This window comes from Variovorax sp. GrIS 2.14, from assembly GCF_046115955.1.
Classification (GTDB): Bacteria; Pseudomonadota; Gammaproteobacteria; order Burkholderiales; family Burkholderiaceae_C; genus Variovorax.
In genome coordinates this window covers 270,557-285,533 of the sequence record NZ_JBJXIA010000005.1, presented here as the reverse complement: position 1 = coordinate 285,533, position 14,977 = coordinate 270,557, and the positions used below count along the sequence as shown (strand labels likewise).

The 14,977-nt window shown below is 64.3% G+C and carries 14 protein-coding genes; 11 read left to right on the top strand and 3 right to left on the bottom strand.

Annotated elements, in window-relative coordinates; all coding sequences use genetic code 11:
* The 5 genes from RCH10_RS11420 to RCH10_RS11400 all read left to right on the top strand — a co-directional run bounded on the left by RCH10_RS11420 (position 1) and on the right by RCH10_RS11400 (position 5,538).
* The gene (locus tag RCH10_RS11420; protein WP_409052433.1) at positions 1-930 is read left to right on the top strand and encodes a branched-chain amino acid ABC transporter permease; all 930 of its coding nucleotides are present in this window, start codon (positions 1-3) and stop codon (positions 928-930) included.
* 13 nt (positions 931-943) lie between these two features.
* Positions 944-2,008 carry a branched-chain amino acid ABC transporter permease gene (locus RCH10_RS11415; RefSeq protein WP_409052432.1) on the top strand — a complete coding sequence of 355 codons (1,065 nt, stop codon included), beginning with the start codon at positions 944-946 and terminating at the stop codon, positions 2,006-2,008.
* Between the two features lie 79 nt (positions 2,009-2,087).
* Positions 2,088-3,407 carry an ABC transporter substrate-binding protein gene (locus RCH10_RS11410; RefSeq protein WP_409052431.1) on the top strand — a complete coding sequence of 440 codons (1,320 nt, stop codon included), beginning with the start codon at positions 2,088-2,090 and terminating at the stop codon, positions 3,405-3,407.
* A gap of 47 nt (positions 3,408-3,454) precedes the next feature.
* Complete coding sequence (locus tag RCH10_RS11405; protein ID WP_409052430.1) at positions 3,455-4,291, top strand: ABC transporter ATP-binding protein; 837 nt, start codon at positions 3,455-3,457, stop codon at positions 4,289-4,291.
* Positions 4,288-5,538 (top strand): phenylacetate--CoA ligase family protein, encoded by a 1,251-nt coding sequence (locus RCH10_RS11400; RefSeq protein WP_409052429.1) that lies wholly within the window; start codon positions 4,288-4,290, stop codon positions 5,536-5,538. The genes RCH10_RS11405 and RCH10_RS11400 overlap by 4 nt, the downstream gene beginning before the upstream one ends.
* 21 nt (positions 5,539-5,559) lie before the next feature.
* Here the strand turns inward: RCH10_RS11400 and RCH10_RS11395 are convergent, their stop codons facing one another.
* Entirely contained in the window at positions 5,560-6,657 is a 1,098-nt protein-coding gene (locus RCH10_RS11395; RefSeq protein ID WP_409052428.1) for an NAD(P)/FAD-dependent oxidoreductase, read from the bottom strand.
* 30 nt (positions 6,658-6,687) lie between these two features.
* The gene (locus RCH10_RS11390; RefSeq protein ID WP_409052427.1) at positions 6,688-7,179 is read right to left on the bottom strand and encodes a thiol-disulfide oxidoreductase DCC family protein; all 492 of its coding nucleotides are present in this window, start codon (positions 7,177-7,179) and stop codon (positions 6,688-6,690) included.
* A gap of 165 nt (positions 7,180-7,344) precedes the next feature.
* On the opposite strand from RCH10_RS11390, the gene RCH10_RS11385 reads away from it, so the two are divergent.
* Positions 7,345-8,295: a MerR family transcriptional regulator gene (locus tag RCH10_RS11385; RefSeq protein WP_409052426.1), complete on the top strand. Its 951-nt coding sequence runs from the start codon at positions 7,345-7,347 to the stop codon at positions 8,293-8,295.
* Positions 8,296-8,363: 68 nt separating this feature from the next.
* Positions 8,364-9,338, top strand: a complete 975-nt coding sequence (locus RCH10_RS11380) for a tripartite tricarboxylate transporter substrate-binding protein (protein ID WP_409052425.1) — start codon at positions 8,364-8,366, stop codon at positions 9,336-9,338.
* Between the two features lie 30 nt (positions 9,339-9,368).
* Here RCH10_RS11380 and RCH10_RS11375 read toward each other — a convergent pair whose 3' ends face one another.
* Positions 9,369-11,462, bottom strand: a complete 2,094-nt coding sequence (locus RCH10_RS11375) for a PQQ-dependent dehydrogenase, methanol/ethanol family (RefSeq protein WP_409052424.1) — start codon at positions 11,460-11,462, stop codon at positions 9,369-9,371.
* Between the two features lie 108 nt (positions 11,463-11,570).
* Here RCH10_RS11375 and RCH10_RS11370 point away from each other — a divergent pair, with 108 nt between their 5' ends.
* The 4 genes from RCH10_RS11370 (at position 11,571) to RCH10_RS11355 (ending at position 14,924) form a co-directional block, all read left to right on the top strand.
* Complete coding sequence (locus tag RCH10_RS11370; protein ID WP_409052423.1) at positions 11,571-12,377, top strand: GAF domain-containing protein; 807 nt, start codon at positions 11,571-11,573, stop codon at positions 12,375-12,377.
* A gap of 102 nt (positions 12,378-12,479) precedes the next feature.
* Entirely contained in the window at positions 12,480-12,869 is a 390-nt protein-coding gene (locus RCH10_RS11365) for a helix-turn-helix domain-containing protein (RefSeq protein WP_409052422.1), read from the top strand.
* Positions 12,870-12,942: 73 nt separating this feature from the next.
* Complete coding sequence (locus RCH10_RS11360; protein WP_409052421.1) at positions 12,943-13,962, top strand: thiamine pyrophosphate-dependent dehydrogenase E1 component subunit alpha; 1,020 nt, start codon at positions 12,943-12,945, stop codon at positions 13,960-13,962.
* On the top strand, positions 13,953-14,924 hold the full coding sequence (locus RCH10_RS11355; protein ID WP_409052420.1) for an alpha-ketoacid dehydrogenase subunit beta: 972 nt from the start codon (positions 13,953-13,955) through the stop codon (positions 14,922-14,924). Before RCH10_RS11360 ends, RCH10_RS11355 begins: the two co-directional genes overlap by 10 nt.
* Positions 14,925-14,977: the final 53 nt, after the last annotated feature.

Sequence of the window (14,977 nt, the reverse complement as noted above, 5' to 3'; positions counted from 1 at the left end):
ATGGGCTTTTTTCTTGAGACCCTGTTCGGCGGCCTGATGGTCGGCATGCTCTACGCCCTGGTCGCGCTGGGCTTCGTGCTGATTTTCAAGGCATCGGGCGTCTTCAACTTCGCTCAGGGTGCGATGGTGTTGTTCGCGGCGCTGGCGATGGCGCGGTTCTCCGAATGGTTCCCGCTGTGGTTCGGCTTCAGCAGCCTGGTACTGGCCAACATCCTGGCGTTCATCGCGGCGGCCCTGTGCATGGTCGGCGTCGCCTGGCTGGTCGAGCGCTTCGCGTTGCGGCGCCTTGTCAATCAGGAAGGCATCACGTTGTTGATGGCGACGCTTGGCATCGGCAACGTGCTCGACGGCGCGGGGCAACTCATCTTCGGCAGTGCGGCCTACAAGATCGATGTCGGCATGCCGAAAGATCCGCTGCTGGTACTGGAGAACATCTTCGAAGGCGGCTTGCTGTTGAACAAGGAAGACATGTATTCGGCGGTCGCTGCGGGAACGCTGGTCATTCTGCTCACCCTGTTTTTCCAGAAGACGCGCACCGGTCGTGCGCTGCGCGCCGTGGCCGACGACCATCAGGCGGCACAGTCGATCGGCATTCCGCTCGGGCGCATCTGGGTCATCGTGTGGTCGGTCGGTGGCATCGTGGCGCTGGTGGCGGGCGTGATCTGGGGCAGCAAGCTCGGCGTGCAGTACTCGATCTCGCTGGTCGCGCTGAAGGCGTTTCCGGTGGTGATCCTCGGTGGGCTCACCTCGGTGCCGGGCGCCATCCTGGGCGGACTGATCATCGGCGTCGGCGAGAAGCTGTCCGAGATCTATCTCGGCCCTTACGTGGGCGGCGGCATCGAAAACTGGTTCGCCTATGTGCTTGCGCTCGCAGTTCTGTTGATTCGCCCGCAAGGCCTCTTCGGCGACAAGATCATCGACCGCGTCTGACGAAACCGCCACTATGTTCTACAGAGAAAACGGTCAATTCAAGAGCAGCTACCGCGCCGACCTGGCGCTGTTCCCGATCGCGCAAGACCGCTGGGCGATGCTGGCGCTGGCGGTCATCGCGTTCGTCGTAGTGCCGCTCACTGTCAGCGACTACAGCTTTCGCGCGGTGCTGATCCCTTTTCTGATCCTCGCGCTGGCGGCCATCGGACTCAACATCCTGGTCGGGTATTGCGGGCAGATCTCGCTCGGCACGGGCGCCTTCATGGCGATCGGCGCGTACGCGGCCTTCAACCTGCAAGCGCGCGTCGAGGGCATGCCGCTGCTGATCGCGATCCTCGGCGGCGGGCTGGCGGCCACGGTGCTGGGCGTGCTCTTCGGCATACCGAGCTTGCGCATCCGCGGGCTGTACCTGGCGGTCGCGACGCTCGCTGCGCAGTTCTTCATCGACTGGTTCACCAACCGGGTGAAGTGGGTCACCAACGACTCGTCTTCCGGCTCGGTCAGCGTGCGCACCTTGCAGATGCTGGGCTTCGAATTCAACACGCCGGTGCAGAAGTATTTGCTGTGCCTCGGCTTCGTCGTGGTGTTCGGCCTGCTCGCCAAGAACCTGGTGCGTGGGGCCATCGGCCGCGAGTGGATGGCGATGCGCGACATGGACGTGGCGGCCGCCGTCATCGGCATTCGACCGGTCTACGCCAAGCTCACTGCCTTTGCGGTCAGCAGCTTCATCGTCGGCGTGGCCGGTGCGCTGTGGGGCTTCGTGCACCTGGGTGCATGGGAGCCGGCCGCCTTCGGCATCGACAAGTCGTTCCAGTTGCTCTTCATGATCATCATCGGCGGACTCGGTTCGATTGCCGGCGCCTTCTTTGGCGCCGCCTTCATCGTGATACTGCCGCTGCTCCTGAACTACGTGCCGCACTGGCTCGGCCTCTCGATATCGACCGCCACGGCGTCGCATCTGGAGCACATGATTTTTGGCGCACTGATCGTTTTCTTCTTGATCGTCGAGCCGCACGGACTGGCACGGCTGTGGTCGACGGCGCGGCAGAAACTGCGGCTCTGGCCCTTCCCGCATTGACCGCGCCGGCTTCACTTCAATCGTTTTCAACGTCGTTTCAACCCTGCACTTCGATGTGCTCAGTAACAGGAGACAAGCCATGAGATTGATGAACTTCGCTCGCACCGCGGCCTTCGCCGTCGCGGGACTTTCGATGGTCGCCGCGACTTCGATCGCGCGGGCGCAGACCGCCGAACAGTTCGTGCCGCTGCTGGTGTATCGCACCGGTCAGTTCGCTCCCCTGGGCATCCCGTGGGCCGACGGCAAGCAGGACTACTTGAAGCTCGTCAATGCGCGTGATGGTGGCGTCAACGGCGTCAAGCTGACGTACGAAGAATGCGAGACGGCATACGACGCGGCCAAGGGCGTGGAGTGCTACGAGCGCCTGAAGGGCAAGGGCACCGGCGCCTCGGGCTTCGATCCGCAATCGACCGGCATCACCTTTGCCGTCACCGACAAGGCCTACGCCGACAAAGTGGCGATCGAGACCCCCGGCTACGGCCTGTCGCAGTCGGTCGATGGCACCGTGTTCGAGTGGAACTTTCCGTTGCTCGGCACCTACTGGACTGCTGCCGACGTGATGATCCAGGACATCACCAAGAAGGAAAAGGGCAACCTCAAGGGCAAGAAGATCGCGCTGGTCTATCACGACTCGCCTTACGGCAAGGAGCCGATCCCGCTGCTGCAAAAGCGCGCCGCAGCCGATGGTTTCGAGCTCTCGCTGTTCCCGGTCACGCCGCCCGGCGTCGAGCAAAAGTCGGTCTGGCTGCAGATTCGCCAACAGAAGCCCGACTACGTTTTGTTATGGTCGGCCGGCGTGATGACGCCCGCCGGCATCCGTGAAGCACAGGCCAGCGGCTTCCCGCGCGAGAAGATGTACGCGATCTGGTGGGCCGGCTCCGATCACGACGTGAAGGACATCGGCGCCGGTGCCAAGGGCTACAACGCCATCACCATCCACAACAGCGCAGCCAAGGACAAGGTGCAGGACGACCTCAGGAAGTTCGTCTACGACAAGGGTCAGGGCACCGGTGCGGCAGACGGCGTCGGCACGCTGGCGCACACGCGCGGCATGATGATCTCGATGCTGCAGGTCGAGGCCATTCGCGCCGCGCAGGAAAAGTACGGCAAGGGAAAGGCGTTGACGTCGGAGCAGGTGCGCTGGGGTTATGAAAACCTCGACCTCACGGCCGACAAGCTAAAGGCGCTGGGCTTCGGCGAAATCATGCGGCCGGTCAAGACATCCTGCAGCAACCACATGGGCACCGACTGGGCGCGCATCGTGACGTGGGACGGCAGCAAGTGGGAGAACAAGTCCGACTGGTACCAGTCGGACAAGAAGTTCATCGACCCGCTGGTCAAGGAGTTCTCCGAAAAGTACGCCAAGGACAAGAACGTCAAGGCGCGTTCTTGCAGCTAAGGCTGCAAGCTTCCAAGCGACAGCGAACTACCGCGTAAAGAACGCCCATGGAATCTTCAGCCACATCCATTGCACCGACGGCCAGGCCGCTGCTCGAAGTCAACGGCATCGAGGTGATCTACAACCACGTGATCCTCGTGCTGAAGGGTGTGTCGCTGAAGGTGCCCGAGGGCGGCATCGTGGCGCTGCTCGGCGGCAACGGTGCCGGCAAGACGACCACGTTGCGGGCGATAAGCAATCTGCTGCTGGCTGAGCGTGGTGCTGTCACCAAGGGCACGATCGAGCTGCGCGGCGAGCGCATCGAAGCGCTGACGCCCTCGGCCCTGGTCAAGCGCGGGCTGGTGCAGGTCATGGAAGGCCGGCACTGCTTCGCGCACCTGACCATCGAAGAGAACCTGATGACGGGCGCCTACACGCGTACCGACGGCAAGGCCGCCATCGCGCAGACGCTCGAGAAGGTCTACACGTATTTTCCGCGCCTGAAAACGCGCCGCTCTTCGCAAGCCGCATACACATCGGGCGGCGAACAACAGATGTGCGCCATCGGCCGCGCGCTGATGGCAGCACCCAACATGGTGCTGCTCGACGAACCGTCGATGGGCCTTGCGCCGCAGATCGTCGACGAGGTGTTCGGCATCGTCAAAGACCTGAACGAAAAAGAGCGCGTGACCTTTTTACTCGCCGAACAAAACACCAACATGGCACTGCGCTACGCCGACTACGGCTACATCCTGGAAAACGGCCGCATCGTGATGGACGGCGAGGCGAAGAGCCTGCGCGAGAACGAAGACGTCAAGGAGTTCTACCTCGGCGTCGGTGGCGCAGACCGCAAGAGCTTTCGCGACGTGAAGAGCTACAAGCGCAGAAAGCGGTGGTTGGCATGACGACAGATTTTTACGACGCGCTCGAAGTGCGCGACCCGGCCGAACGCGAGCGCGACTTGCTCGCTGCATTGCCCAAACAGATCATGCAGGCGCAGACTGCCGCGCCGGCCTTCGCGAAGATTCTCGATGGCGTGAAGCCGGCCGACATCACGTCGCGCGAAGCGCTGTCCCGGTTGCCGGTCACACGCAAATCGGAACTGCTCGCGTTGCAGAAAGAACGACGCGCGAACGACCCGTTCGGCGGCTTCGCGGCCATCGCGCGTGGCTCGCGCATGCCGCGCGTGTTCGCGAGCCCCGGCACCATCTACGAGCCCGAAGGCGAAGCGCGCGACTACTGGCGGACAGCACGCGCGTTGCATGCGGCAGGCTTTCGCAGCGGCGAGCTGGTGCATAACTGCTTTAGCTATCACATGACCCCTGCGGGCTCGATCATGGAAAGCGGCGCGCACGCGATGGGCTGCACGGTGTTTGCCGGCGGCATCGGCCAGACCGAGCAGCAGGTCGACGCAATGGTCGATCTGCAGGCCGAAGGCTACATTGGCACGCCGAGCTTCCTGAAGATCATTCTCGAGAAGGCTGCAGAGCTGAAAACGCCGCTCCCCAGACTCAAAAAAGCGCTCGTGTCGGGCGAGGCTTTTCCACCCAGCCTGCGCGACTGGATCGACGCGCACGGAGTGCACGGTACGCAGTGCTACGCAACGGCCGACTTGGGCCTGGTCGCTTACGAGACGAGCGCGCGCGAAGGCCTGGTGCTCGACGAAGGCGTGCTGGTGGAGATCGTGCGGCCCGGCACCGGCGACCCCGTGCCCGATGGCGAGGTCGGCGAGATCGTGGTGACCACCTTCAATCGAGACTACCCGTTGGTGCGCTTCGGAACCGGCGACTTGTCTTCAGTGTTGGCCGGCGATTGCCCCACCGGCCGTACCAACAAGCGCATCAAGGGATGGCTCGGCCGCGCCGACCAGACCACCAAAGTGCGCGGCATGTTCGTCCACCCATCGCAAGTGGCAGACATTGCCCGCCGATTCCCGGAAGTGCAGCGCGCACGTCTGGTGGTCGAAGGCGAGATGGGCGACGACCGCATGACGCTCAAACTGGAGTGCGACGGCGCACCCGAAGGTCTCGAAGCGCGAGTGGCGGACGCGATTCGCGAGGTCACGAAGCTGCGCGGCGCGGTAGAACGCGTAGCGCCGAACAGTCTTCCGAACGATGGCAAGGTGATCGAGGACGCCCGCAGCTACAGGTAAGCCGCGCCGCCGCCGGGCGCTTCAATGAATCTCCTGCGCAATCCGGACCCGCGCCATCACTTGCGGGATCTCCTCGACCACGATCAGTTCCGTGTCGAGGCTGGCAGCCACCGTGTCTGCCAGCTCGTCGCCGGAACGCCAGGCCGCCTCGACCGTGCCTGCGCCGAATGAGTCTCCGCAAACGCCCAGGCCGATCACCGGATCCCACCAGCATTCGGAGCGACCCGACGATGGCTGTCCAAGTGAGGCATACAGCCAGCGATGCACGCCCACATGCTGCCACTCGCGCTGCGAATCCGGAGGCATCAACGCGGTGAGTGCAGCACGCAGCATCTGAACGACGGCTTTGGGATCGTCTTCCAGATGCGCCTCGCTCCAGGCGGCGGTGGCGTGGGCTACCCAACTGGCACAGCCGACAGCGCCGTAGCGACCCGGCTTGCGGTCGTTGCGCGTCACCACTGCGAGGGGGCCGTTTTCCGGCTCGGCGGCATCCCAGTGCCAATCTACATCGTCGGTGACGGCCATCAGCGTCCAGCATGGCGTCATGGGAACGGCTGCAAGTGCATCGGCCCAATCGTCCTTGTGTCCCGCCAATAACAGCGCGGCCTGGGCTGGCGGCATGGCCAGCATCACATGGTCGAACAATCCAGCCGACTCGCCGTCCGAAAATACGAGGCGCCAACCATCGACCCCCCGCTGCAGCCTTTGCACTTGTTGGCCCATGCGCATGGGCACGCCGCCGAGCAGGTTTCGGCAGAACGACGGCATGTCGGGAACCGGCATGACCCGAAGCCGCATCCTCGGCTCGGGGAACGCCGCATACACCCGCTGCTGCCAAAACTCGGCTTGCCCAGCCGCCTCTGCGCGAGCGACGACCGCCCGGAAGCGCGGGCTCTGCGCACTGAACTGTTGCGCTCCATGGTCGAGATCAGTCGACCTCTCGACGCCTGAAGCGTCGGTCCAATGAACGCGTCGGGTGGCCATTCGACCGCCGACGTTGTTTGATTTCTCGAACAGCGTGACGTCGTGCCCAGCATGCAGGAGCGCGGCGGCGCAGGACGTTCCGGCTACTCCTGCCCCAATGACCGCGATGGCGGGACGAATTTTGCGGCTTGACATCGGTTTTTCCTTTTGGAGATGGAAGGTGAATCAGAGACGGCGAACAAGTGCGCCGAAGGCGCCCGAGCCGCTTTGAACCGGACGCGGTTCGCCCGCGTGTTCGTTGGTGGTGTCGGCCGGGGTCGCTGAGGTCGCGGGCAATTCGGACGGCGTCTTGCGCCAGAGCGGCCGGACCGCCAGAAAGACGCGGTAAGCGAAATTGAGCACGACGGGCATCGGACCGAACGAGACGATGTGCCCCAGCCACGCCGTGCGGGGCAGTGCTTGCCACAAGACGCCGAAGCCGCGGGCACCGTCCGCAAGCGTTCCATCGGGCCGGCGCACGTGGAAACGTTTCAAGGCGGCAGCGCGGGTCAGGCCTGGCCCGAGCTCCGTGTCGGCGCAGTTCGAAGCGTCGATCCATTGGCAGGTGTCCGCTCCCGGTTGACGGCGGTAATAAGCGATCTCGCTGGAGCAAACCGGACACCCGCCGTCGAAGTACACAACGACTTCATTTTGTGTGACAACGATCTCTTGAGTCATATTTGCACCTGTTTTGAACACTTCTTGACTCGAATATTAGCCACATAACCTTGTCACGTACGGTTTATGACACGCTATTTGCACGTATCTTAGAGATTAGCGATTCAAATCCACTTCATTCTTTCGCTATGATGTGTAGGCAATAGCCTCTTCAACTTCCCGACCATGCCGCTCAACACTGACCCCATCGACCCCACGCCAAACGCAAGCCTTCGAAGCGGAACGGCAGCGCGCCTGGCCGGGCTGCCGGTAGCAACACTTCGCGTTTGGGAGCGCCGCTACGACGTGGTGTCGGCATCAAAAACGTCGACCGGGCAGCGCCTTTATTCGAGCCATGACGTGTCACGTCTCAAGTTGCTTCGACAACTCACCCACAACGGGCACGCCATCGGAACGATCGCCAACCTCGAGCTCGCCGCCCTCCAGTCGCTCGGCGAAGGGGTTTCGATCGCCATCTCAGGTGCTCCGGTCGCGATCCGAAGCGTTGTCGTCGTCGGTCGCAGTGCGGCGCACAAACTCGAGTCGGTCATGGGGTACGAGTTGCGGGCGGTTTACGAAGACCTGGAACAGGCCGAGTTGCATCCGACTGCTGAAGGCAGCATCGACGTCTTGCTTGTCCGGCTCGCGTCGCTGCAACCCGCATCGGTCGATCGCGTGCTGGCGCTCGCCAAGTCCCTCAACGCCGGCACGACGGCAGTCCTTTACAACTTCACCGCCGAGGGCACTGTCGAGGCGTTGCGCAAGATGGGGGTAAGGGTCCGCCGCGAACCCGCCACCGCCCGCGATCTTTCGCAACTGATGCGAAACGAGTCCGACACCGCATTGCCCGTCAACATGGAATGGCACGCTGCACCGCGACGGTTCAGTGACGAAAAACTGACTGAATTTGCCGAACGCCCTTCGACGATCGCGTGCGAGTGCCTTCGACATGTGGCCGAGATTGCACTGCAACTCGCCGGATTCGAACGCTACAGCGTGGATTGCGCCTCGTCGAACGCCGCCGACGCTGCATTGCACAAACATCTGACGGCAGTGGCCGGCGCCGCACGCACGTCCTTCGAGCAGGCGCTGCAAAAAGTGCTGGCGCACGAAGCGCGTGGCCGAACACCAATCTAAGGGCTAGTCGGTATAGGTCAGGGTCTGGTCAGCCGATACCATCGGCATTTTTCATCCGGGAGACACCCATGAAGACCTTGTTTGCGATCGCCGCAATGGCACTGACCGTCGTTGCCACACATGCCCAGACCTACCCGAACGCAAGGACGGTGACCATCGTCGTGCCGTTTGCCGCCGGAGGCCCGACCGATCGCGTGGCGCGTGACCTGGCTGAAGCCCTTGCCAAGCCGCTCGGCACCAACATCGTGGTCGACAACGTGGCCGGCGCGGGCAGTTCCATCGGCACCGCCAAGGTGGCGCGGGCCACCCCGGACGGCTACACGCTGCTGCTCAACCACATCGGCATGTCGACGATGCCTGCGCTCTACCGCAAGCTGCCGTTCAACGTCGAGACCGACTTCGAGTACCTCGGCATGATCAACGAGGTGCCGATGACGCTCATAGGCAAGCCCCAGCTGCCGGCCAACAACTTTCAGGAATTGCAAACCTGGATCGGCCAGAACAAGGGAAAGATCAACCTCGGCAACGCCGGACTGGGTGCCGCATCGCAACTCTGTGGCCTCTTGTTCCAGAGTGCGATGAAGGTCGAGATGACGCCGGTGCCCTACAAAGGCACCGCGCCTGCCATCGCGGACCTGATGGGCGGCCAGATCGACCTGCTATGCGACCAGACCACCAACACCACCGGCCAGATCACGGCAAAGACCGTCAAGGCCTATGCCGTGACCACGCCCAAGCGCCTGACGACCCCGGCGCTCAAAGGCCTGCCGACGCTCGCCGAGTCGGGCCTCAAGGATTTCGAGGTAACCATCTGGCACGGGCTCTATGCGCCCAAGGGCACCCCGCCGGAAGTGACCAAAAAGATCAACGAGGCACTGAAAGTCGCGCTCAAGGACCCCGCTTTCATCAAGCGCGAAGAAGACCTCGGCGCCGTTGTGATGGCCGACAAGCGCGTCGAGCCGGCAGACCACAAGAAGTTCGTGGCTGCCGAGATCGCCAAGTGGGGCCCGATCATCAAGGCCGCCGGAGCTTACGCCGACTAGCGTGTTGCGCGCGCCCTCCGGGTGCGCCAACTACTTCGGCCGGATGGCATCGGCCGTGCCTTGAATGAACGCCTTGATTTTCTCGACGTCTTCCATCGTCAGCTTGCCGGTGAAGTCGGGCATGCCGCGTTCCATGGCAGCGCCATGGAAGACGAACTTGTCGAGGTTTTCGATGTAGCTCGAGTTCATATAGCCGAGGTTGGGAATGTTGCCGCCGCGGTCCACGCCCGGCACGCCGTGGCAGAACACGCAGTTGCTCACGTACAGGTAGGTGCCGGCCGTGACGTTGGCCGGGTCGTACTTGACGCCTTGCACCAGCTTGTCCATTCGGTACTGGACGAAGTCGGGCTTGGCCGCGTTGCCGCCCGCCGCGAAGGTGTAGACGGTGCCCGGCCCGTTGGTCTCGGTCGCGCGCTGCGCCAGGCCGTAGACACCGCCCCATCCCACCGCGATCGATACGTACTGCTTGCCGTCGACCATGTAGGTCGACGGTGCGGCGACGATCCCGGTGCCGGTCGGTGTTTCCCAGAGCTTATCGCCGGTCTTTGCGTTGTAGGCGACCATTCGCCCGTCGGCCGTGCCCTGAAAGACAAGGTTGCCTGCCGTCGTCAGCGTGCCGCCGTTCCATGGCGAGACGTGCTCGACGCCCCACACCTCCTTCTGCGCGACCGGGTCCCAGGCCACCAGACGCCCGCTCGGCTTGCTGGTCGGTGGCTCCACATTAGCGAACTTGGCGGTGTTCCAGCCCAGTGCCGCATGCGGACGGCCGGGGGCGTTTTCATTGAACTTCCAGTCCTTGTCGTCCATCAGGTTGAGCGGGACGTGTTGCGACGGCAGGTAGGCCAGGCCGGTCATCGGGTTGAACGACATCGGTTGCCAGTTGTGCGCACCGAAAGGGCCGGGAATCGCATCGTTGGGCTTGGTGCCGTCGCGCGCCGCGGCCACGCCGATCGGCCGGCCGTCCTTGCCGTAGCCGGTTGCCCAATTCACTTCGGTGAAATTCTTCGCTGAAATGAATTTGCCGTTGGTGCGGTCGAGCACGAAGAAGAAGCCGTTCTTGGGCGCGTGCAGGATCACCTTGCGCGGCTTGTTGTCGATCTTGATGTCGGCCAGGATCATCGGCTGCGTCGAGGTGTAGTCCCAGTTGTCGCCGGGCGTTTCCTGGTAGTGCCACACGTACTTGCCGGTGTCCGGATTGAGCGCGACGATCGACGCCAGGTACAGGTTGTCGCCGCCACCCGGACTGCGCGCCTTGTGCGACCACGGCGAGCCGTTGCCAGTGCCGACGTACATGAGGTTGAGTTCGGGGTCGTAGGTGATCGAATCCCACGCGGTGCCACCGCCACCCGCTTTCCAGTATTCGCCCGAAGGGTCCCAGGTCTTGGCCGCCTTGGCCATCGATGCGTCTTCGAACGGTTTCGACGGATCGCCCGGCACGATGAACCAGCGCCACTTCTGGTCGCCGGTGCCAGCGTCGTACGCAGTGACGTAGCCGCGCACGCCGTACTCGGCGCCGCCGTTGCCGATGACGACCTTGCCCTTGAACACGCGCGGCGCGCCGGTGATGGTGTACGACTTGCTGTGGTCGACGATAGTGTCCTTCTCCCACACGGTCTTGCCCGTTGCCGCATCGAGCGCGATGAGGCGACCGTCGTAAGACGCAACGTAGACCTTGCCCTGCCACAGCGCGACGCCGCGATTCACCACATCGCAACAGCCCTTGAAACCTTTCGCCTTATCGACCTTGGGGTCGTAAGTCCACAACGCCTTGCCGGTGCGCACGTCGATCGCGTGTACTACGCTCCAAGACGCGGTGACGTACATGACGCCATCGACCACCAGCGGCGTGGCCTCGACACCGCGCGTCGATTGCAGGTCGTACGACCAGACCAGCCCCAGGTCCTTCACGTTGCCGGCGTTGACCTGGTCGAGCTTGCTGAAGCGCGTCTCGGCGTAGTCGAGGCCGTAGCTCGGCCAGTCGGGCGTCTTGGCGGCATTGGCGCGCATGAAGGCCGCGTCGACCTTCGACGGCGGTTTGGTCGGTGGTTTGTTCTGCGCTGTGGCGGCAGCGCCGGCCAGGCACAGCAGCGCGCCGAGCATGCGCACGGCATGGGGGATCTTCATCGTGATGTCTCCTGTCGTTGTGACTCAGAGGATCGCGCGCACGGCGCCTTTGTTCATCTTCGGGAATTCCCTGAAGCACGACTGTTCCATTGCGGAACACATTCGGACATGTCCTTGACGACCACCCGCACCACGCGAGCGCCCTGGCAACTCTTCGCAAACACGGCCGCAGAGCGGACCGCATTGGCGCGCCGGCAGTTTTTCGAAGAAGGCGTGCGGCCCTCGGGCCTGGTCGGCGAGGCGGTGATCCAGTCGTGGATGCGCTGCAACCGCGCGCATGAAAACACGCGCCGCGCAGTGGTGTTCGATGCCGTCACGCCGAGCCGCCTGCACGCCACGCTCGGCCGCAACCGCGAGTTGCTGGCGGCCGCGCAGATCGACTTGCACAGCATGGAAAGCGCCCTCGCCGGCACCGATTGCCGCGTGCTGTTGGCCGACGCGCAAGGCGTGATCGTGCATGCGACACAACACGATGCGGCCGCGCAGCAACCCATCCTGCGACAGACCGCGCGCGTCGGCATCAACATCGCCGAGAGCGTGATCGGCACCAGCGCGCCGGGCATCGTGGCCGCCACCGGCCAGGCCTGCACGGTGAACGGTGCCGAGCACTACTACGACTGCCTCAGCACGATGCAATGCGCCGCCGCACCGATCCGCGATGTGCATGGCCATCTTGCCGGCGTGCTCGACGTCACCGCCGAATCGCGGCGCTTCGGTTTCGATGCGGCGTCGATGGTCGCGCTCTTCGCCACCACCATCGAGAACCGGCTGCTGCAGGCGCAGTCGCACGACCATCTGGTGCTGCGCTTTCAGGCCAGCCCCTCGCTCTTCGGCACGCCGCTCGAAGGGCTGGCCGGTATCGCGACGGATGGCACGGTGGCATGGATGAACACCGCCGGTGCGGGCCTGATTTAATCGCGGCATTGCGATGAGAGTGGTCCGGGCGATGTCGAGCGATTATTCGGACTCGACCTGCGCGCGTTGCTTCGGCTCGGGCGCAGCAAAGGGCCGCAACCGGTGCGGCTGACAAGCGGCTTGTCGGTCTGGCTGCAGGCAACGTGGCAAGGGCGCGACGGCATCGACTTCAGGCATGCGACGCCTCTGCGAGCGGCACGGATCGCCGACGCCGGACGCGCGATCCAGGTCATTGAAGTTGCAGAGACAGCCGCTTCGACAACGACGCCGGCCGACACGCCAGACATTCCTGCAACCGTATCACCTTCAGAAGCTGACACGTTGCGCGGCCATAGCCGCAAGCTGATCGAAGACGCGCTCGCCGCGCACGGCGGCAACATCGCGCAGGCTGCACGCCAGTTGAAGGTATCGCGCGGCATGCTGTATCGGCGGCTGCATCGGTGGTCGCAGACCGACGGCGTCGTCCCTACCACCAACACGTCAGCCGGGTAAGCCCGCTCACGACCACGCGTCACGGTCGATACGATCTGCCGGCTTGCGCAGGCGGTTCTGCGCTGGAGCCGATATGGATTTGCTGGTGTCAGACGACAAACGACGTGCGCTCTATCGCACGATGGTGCGCATTCGCGCTTTCGAGAACGCGGCGGAGATCGCCAGCCAGGGGGGCGTGAGCGCTTATGGTCAAGAGGCGGCGGGCCTTGTCAAGGTGCGCGGCCCGCTGCACTTGTCGACCGGCCAGGAGGCGGTGCCGGCGGGCGTCTGCGCGCACCTGAACAATGCCGACTACCTCACCTCGACGCACCGCGGCCACGGCCACACGCTGGCCAAAGGCGCCGACCTGACGCGAATGATGTGCGAGCTGTTCGGCAAGGCGACCGGCTTCAACGGCGGCAAAGGCGGCTCGATGCACATCGCCGATTTCTCGGTCGGCATGCTCGGCGCCAACGGCGTGGTGGCGGCGGGCCTGCCCATCGCTGTCGGCGCGGCGCACGCGCAAAAACTGCAGAAGCGCGATGCCATCACAGTTTGTTTTTTCGGCGATGGCGCGATCAACCGCGGACCCTTTCTGGAGTCGCTCAACTGGGCGCGCGTCTACGGCTTGCCGGTACTGTTCGTCTGCGAAGACAACCGATGGAGCGCCACCACCGCGAGCGGTCCGATGACCGCAGGTGATGGCGCATCAGCGCGTGCGCAATCGATGGACATCGCTGCCACGCAGGTCGATGGCAACGATGTGTTCGCGGTGCATGCGGCGGCCGCGAGGCTCGTCGCCGAAGTGCGAAGCGGCGGCGGGCCGCGCCTGCTGCACGCGCTCACCTACCGCGTCAAAGGCCACGTGTCGGTCGACCCTGCGGCCTATCGCGACCCTGCCGAACTGGCGGCGGCACTCGAGACCGACCCGATCTCCAATGCGCGCGCGCAATGCCTGAAGGCGGGCATCACCGCCTCTGCGCTGGACGGCATCGATGCCGAGGCGCATGCCGAAGTCGAAGCCGCTCTCGCTGCCGCCGACGCTGCGCCGTGGCCCGAGCCTAGCGCCGCCTACACCGACATCCAGACCATCGGAGCCGGCCAATGGCATTGATCGAACTCAGCTACGCCGAAGCCGCCGCGCTCGCGGTGCAGCATGAAATGGAAGCCGATGCCAACGTCGTCGTGATCGGCGAAGACGTCGGCCGCGGCGGCATCTTCGGCCAGTACCGGGGACTGCAGCAGCGCTTCGGACCCGACCGCGTGATCGACACGCCGATCAGCGAGGCCGCCATCATGGGCGCCGGCGTCGGCATGGCGCTCGCGGGCTTGCGGCCGGTGGTCGAAATGCGCGTGGTCGACTTCGCGCTGTGCGGCATGGACGAACTGGTCAACCAGGCAGCCAAGAACCGCTTCATGTTCGGCGGCCAAGGGCGCGTGCCGCTCGTGGCGCGCATGCCGGGCGGCATCTGGGATGCGTCTGCCGCACAGCACTCGCAGTCGCTCGAAGCCTGGTTCACGCACCTGCCCGGCGTGGTCGTGGTGAGCCCGTCGACACCGCAAGACAACTACAGCCTGCTGCGCGCGGCGCTGCAATGCGGCGACCCGGTGGTCTACATCGAGCACAAGGCGCTGTGGGGCGCACGTGGCCCGGTAGACGTTGCATTGGAGGTGCCGCTCGGCCAGGCCGCGCGGCGGCGCAGCGGCGACACGCTGACGATGGTCAGCTGGGGCAAGCAGCTGCTGGCTTGTGCCGCCGCGTGCGACGCGCTGTCCGATCAAGGCGTGACGGTCGATCTGCTCGACCTGCGCACGCTGTGGCCGTGGGATCGCGACACCGTGCTCGCATCGTGTGCCCGAACGAAGCGCTTGCTGGTCGTGCACGAGGCGGTACGAGCGGCCGGCTTCGGTGCCGAGATCGCAGCGTCAGCGGCAGAGGCCACCGGTTGCACGATCGCGCGGCTCGGTGCGCCACGCATTCCCGTTGGCTATGCGGCGGTGCTCGAAGCGCAGTCGCGCGTAAGCGCCGATGCGATCGTGGCCGCGGCACGCGCGCTGGCAGAGCGCGGCGCCTGAGGGGCTGAACGCATCGAGAAACGCTTCGGGGCCGCATCGCGCGAGCCCGTGAA

Coding starts and splice junctions, on each gene's coding strand:
- RCH10_RS11405 (WP_409052430.1), top strand. CDS start 3,455: ATGGAATCTTCAGCCACATCCATTGCACCGACGGCCAGGCCGCTGCTC.
- RCH10_RS11380 (WP_409052425.1), top strand. CDS start 8,364: ATGAAGACCTTGTTTGCGATCGCCGCAATGGCACTGACCGTCGTTGCC.
- RCH10_RS11410 (WP_409052431.1), top strand. CDS start 2,088: ATGAGATTGATGAACTTCGCTCGCACCGCGGCCTTCGCCGTCGCGGGA.
- RCH10_RS11400 (WP_409052429.1), top strand. CDS start 4,288: ATGACGACAGATTTTTACGACGCGCTCGAAGTGCGCGACCCGGCCGAA.
- RCH10_RS11375 (WP_409052424.1), bottom strand. CDS start 11,462: ATGAAGATCCCCCATGCCGTGCGCATGCTCGGCGCGCTGCTGTGCCTG.
- RCH10_RS11385 (WP_409052426.1), top strand. CDS start 7,345: ATGCCGCTCAACACTGACCCCATCGACCCCACGCCAAACGCAAGCCTT.
- RCH10_RS11415 (WP_409052432.1), top strand. CDS start 944: ATGTTCTACAGAGAAAACGGTCAATTCAAGAGCAGCTACCGCGCCGAC.
- RCH10_RS11390 (WP_409052427.1), bottom strand. CDS start 7,179: ATGACTCAAGAGATCGTTGTCACACAAAATGAAGTCGTTGTGTACTTC.
- RCH10_RS11395 (WP_409052428.1), bottom strand. CDS start 6,657: ATGTCAAGCCGCAAAATTCGTCCCGCCATCGCGGTCATTGGGGCAGGA.
- RCH10_RS11370 (WP_409052423.1), top strand. CDS start 11,571: ATGTCCTTGACGACCACCCGCACCACGCGAGCGCCCTGGCAACTCTTC.
- RCH10_RS11355 (WP_409052420.1), top strand. CDS start 13,953: ATGGCATTGATCGAACTCAGCTACGCCGAAGCCGCCGCGCTCGCGGTG.
- RCH10_RS11420 (WP_409052433.1), top strand. CDS start 1: ATGGGCTTTTTTCTTGAGACCCTGTTCGGCGGCCTGATGGTCGGCATG.
- RCH10_RS11360 (WP_409052421.1), top strand. CDS start 12,943: ATGGATTTGCTGGTGTCAGACGACAAACGACGTGCGCTCTATCGCACG.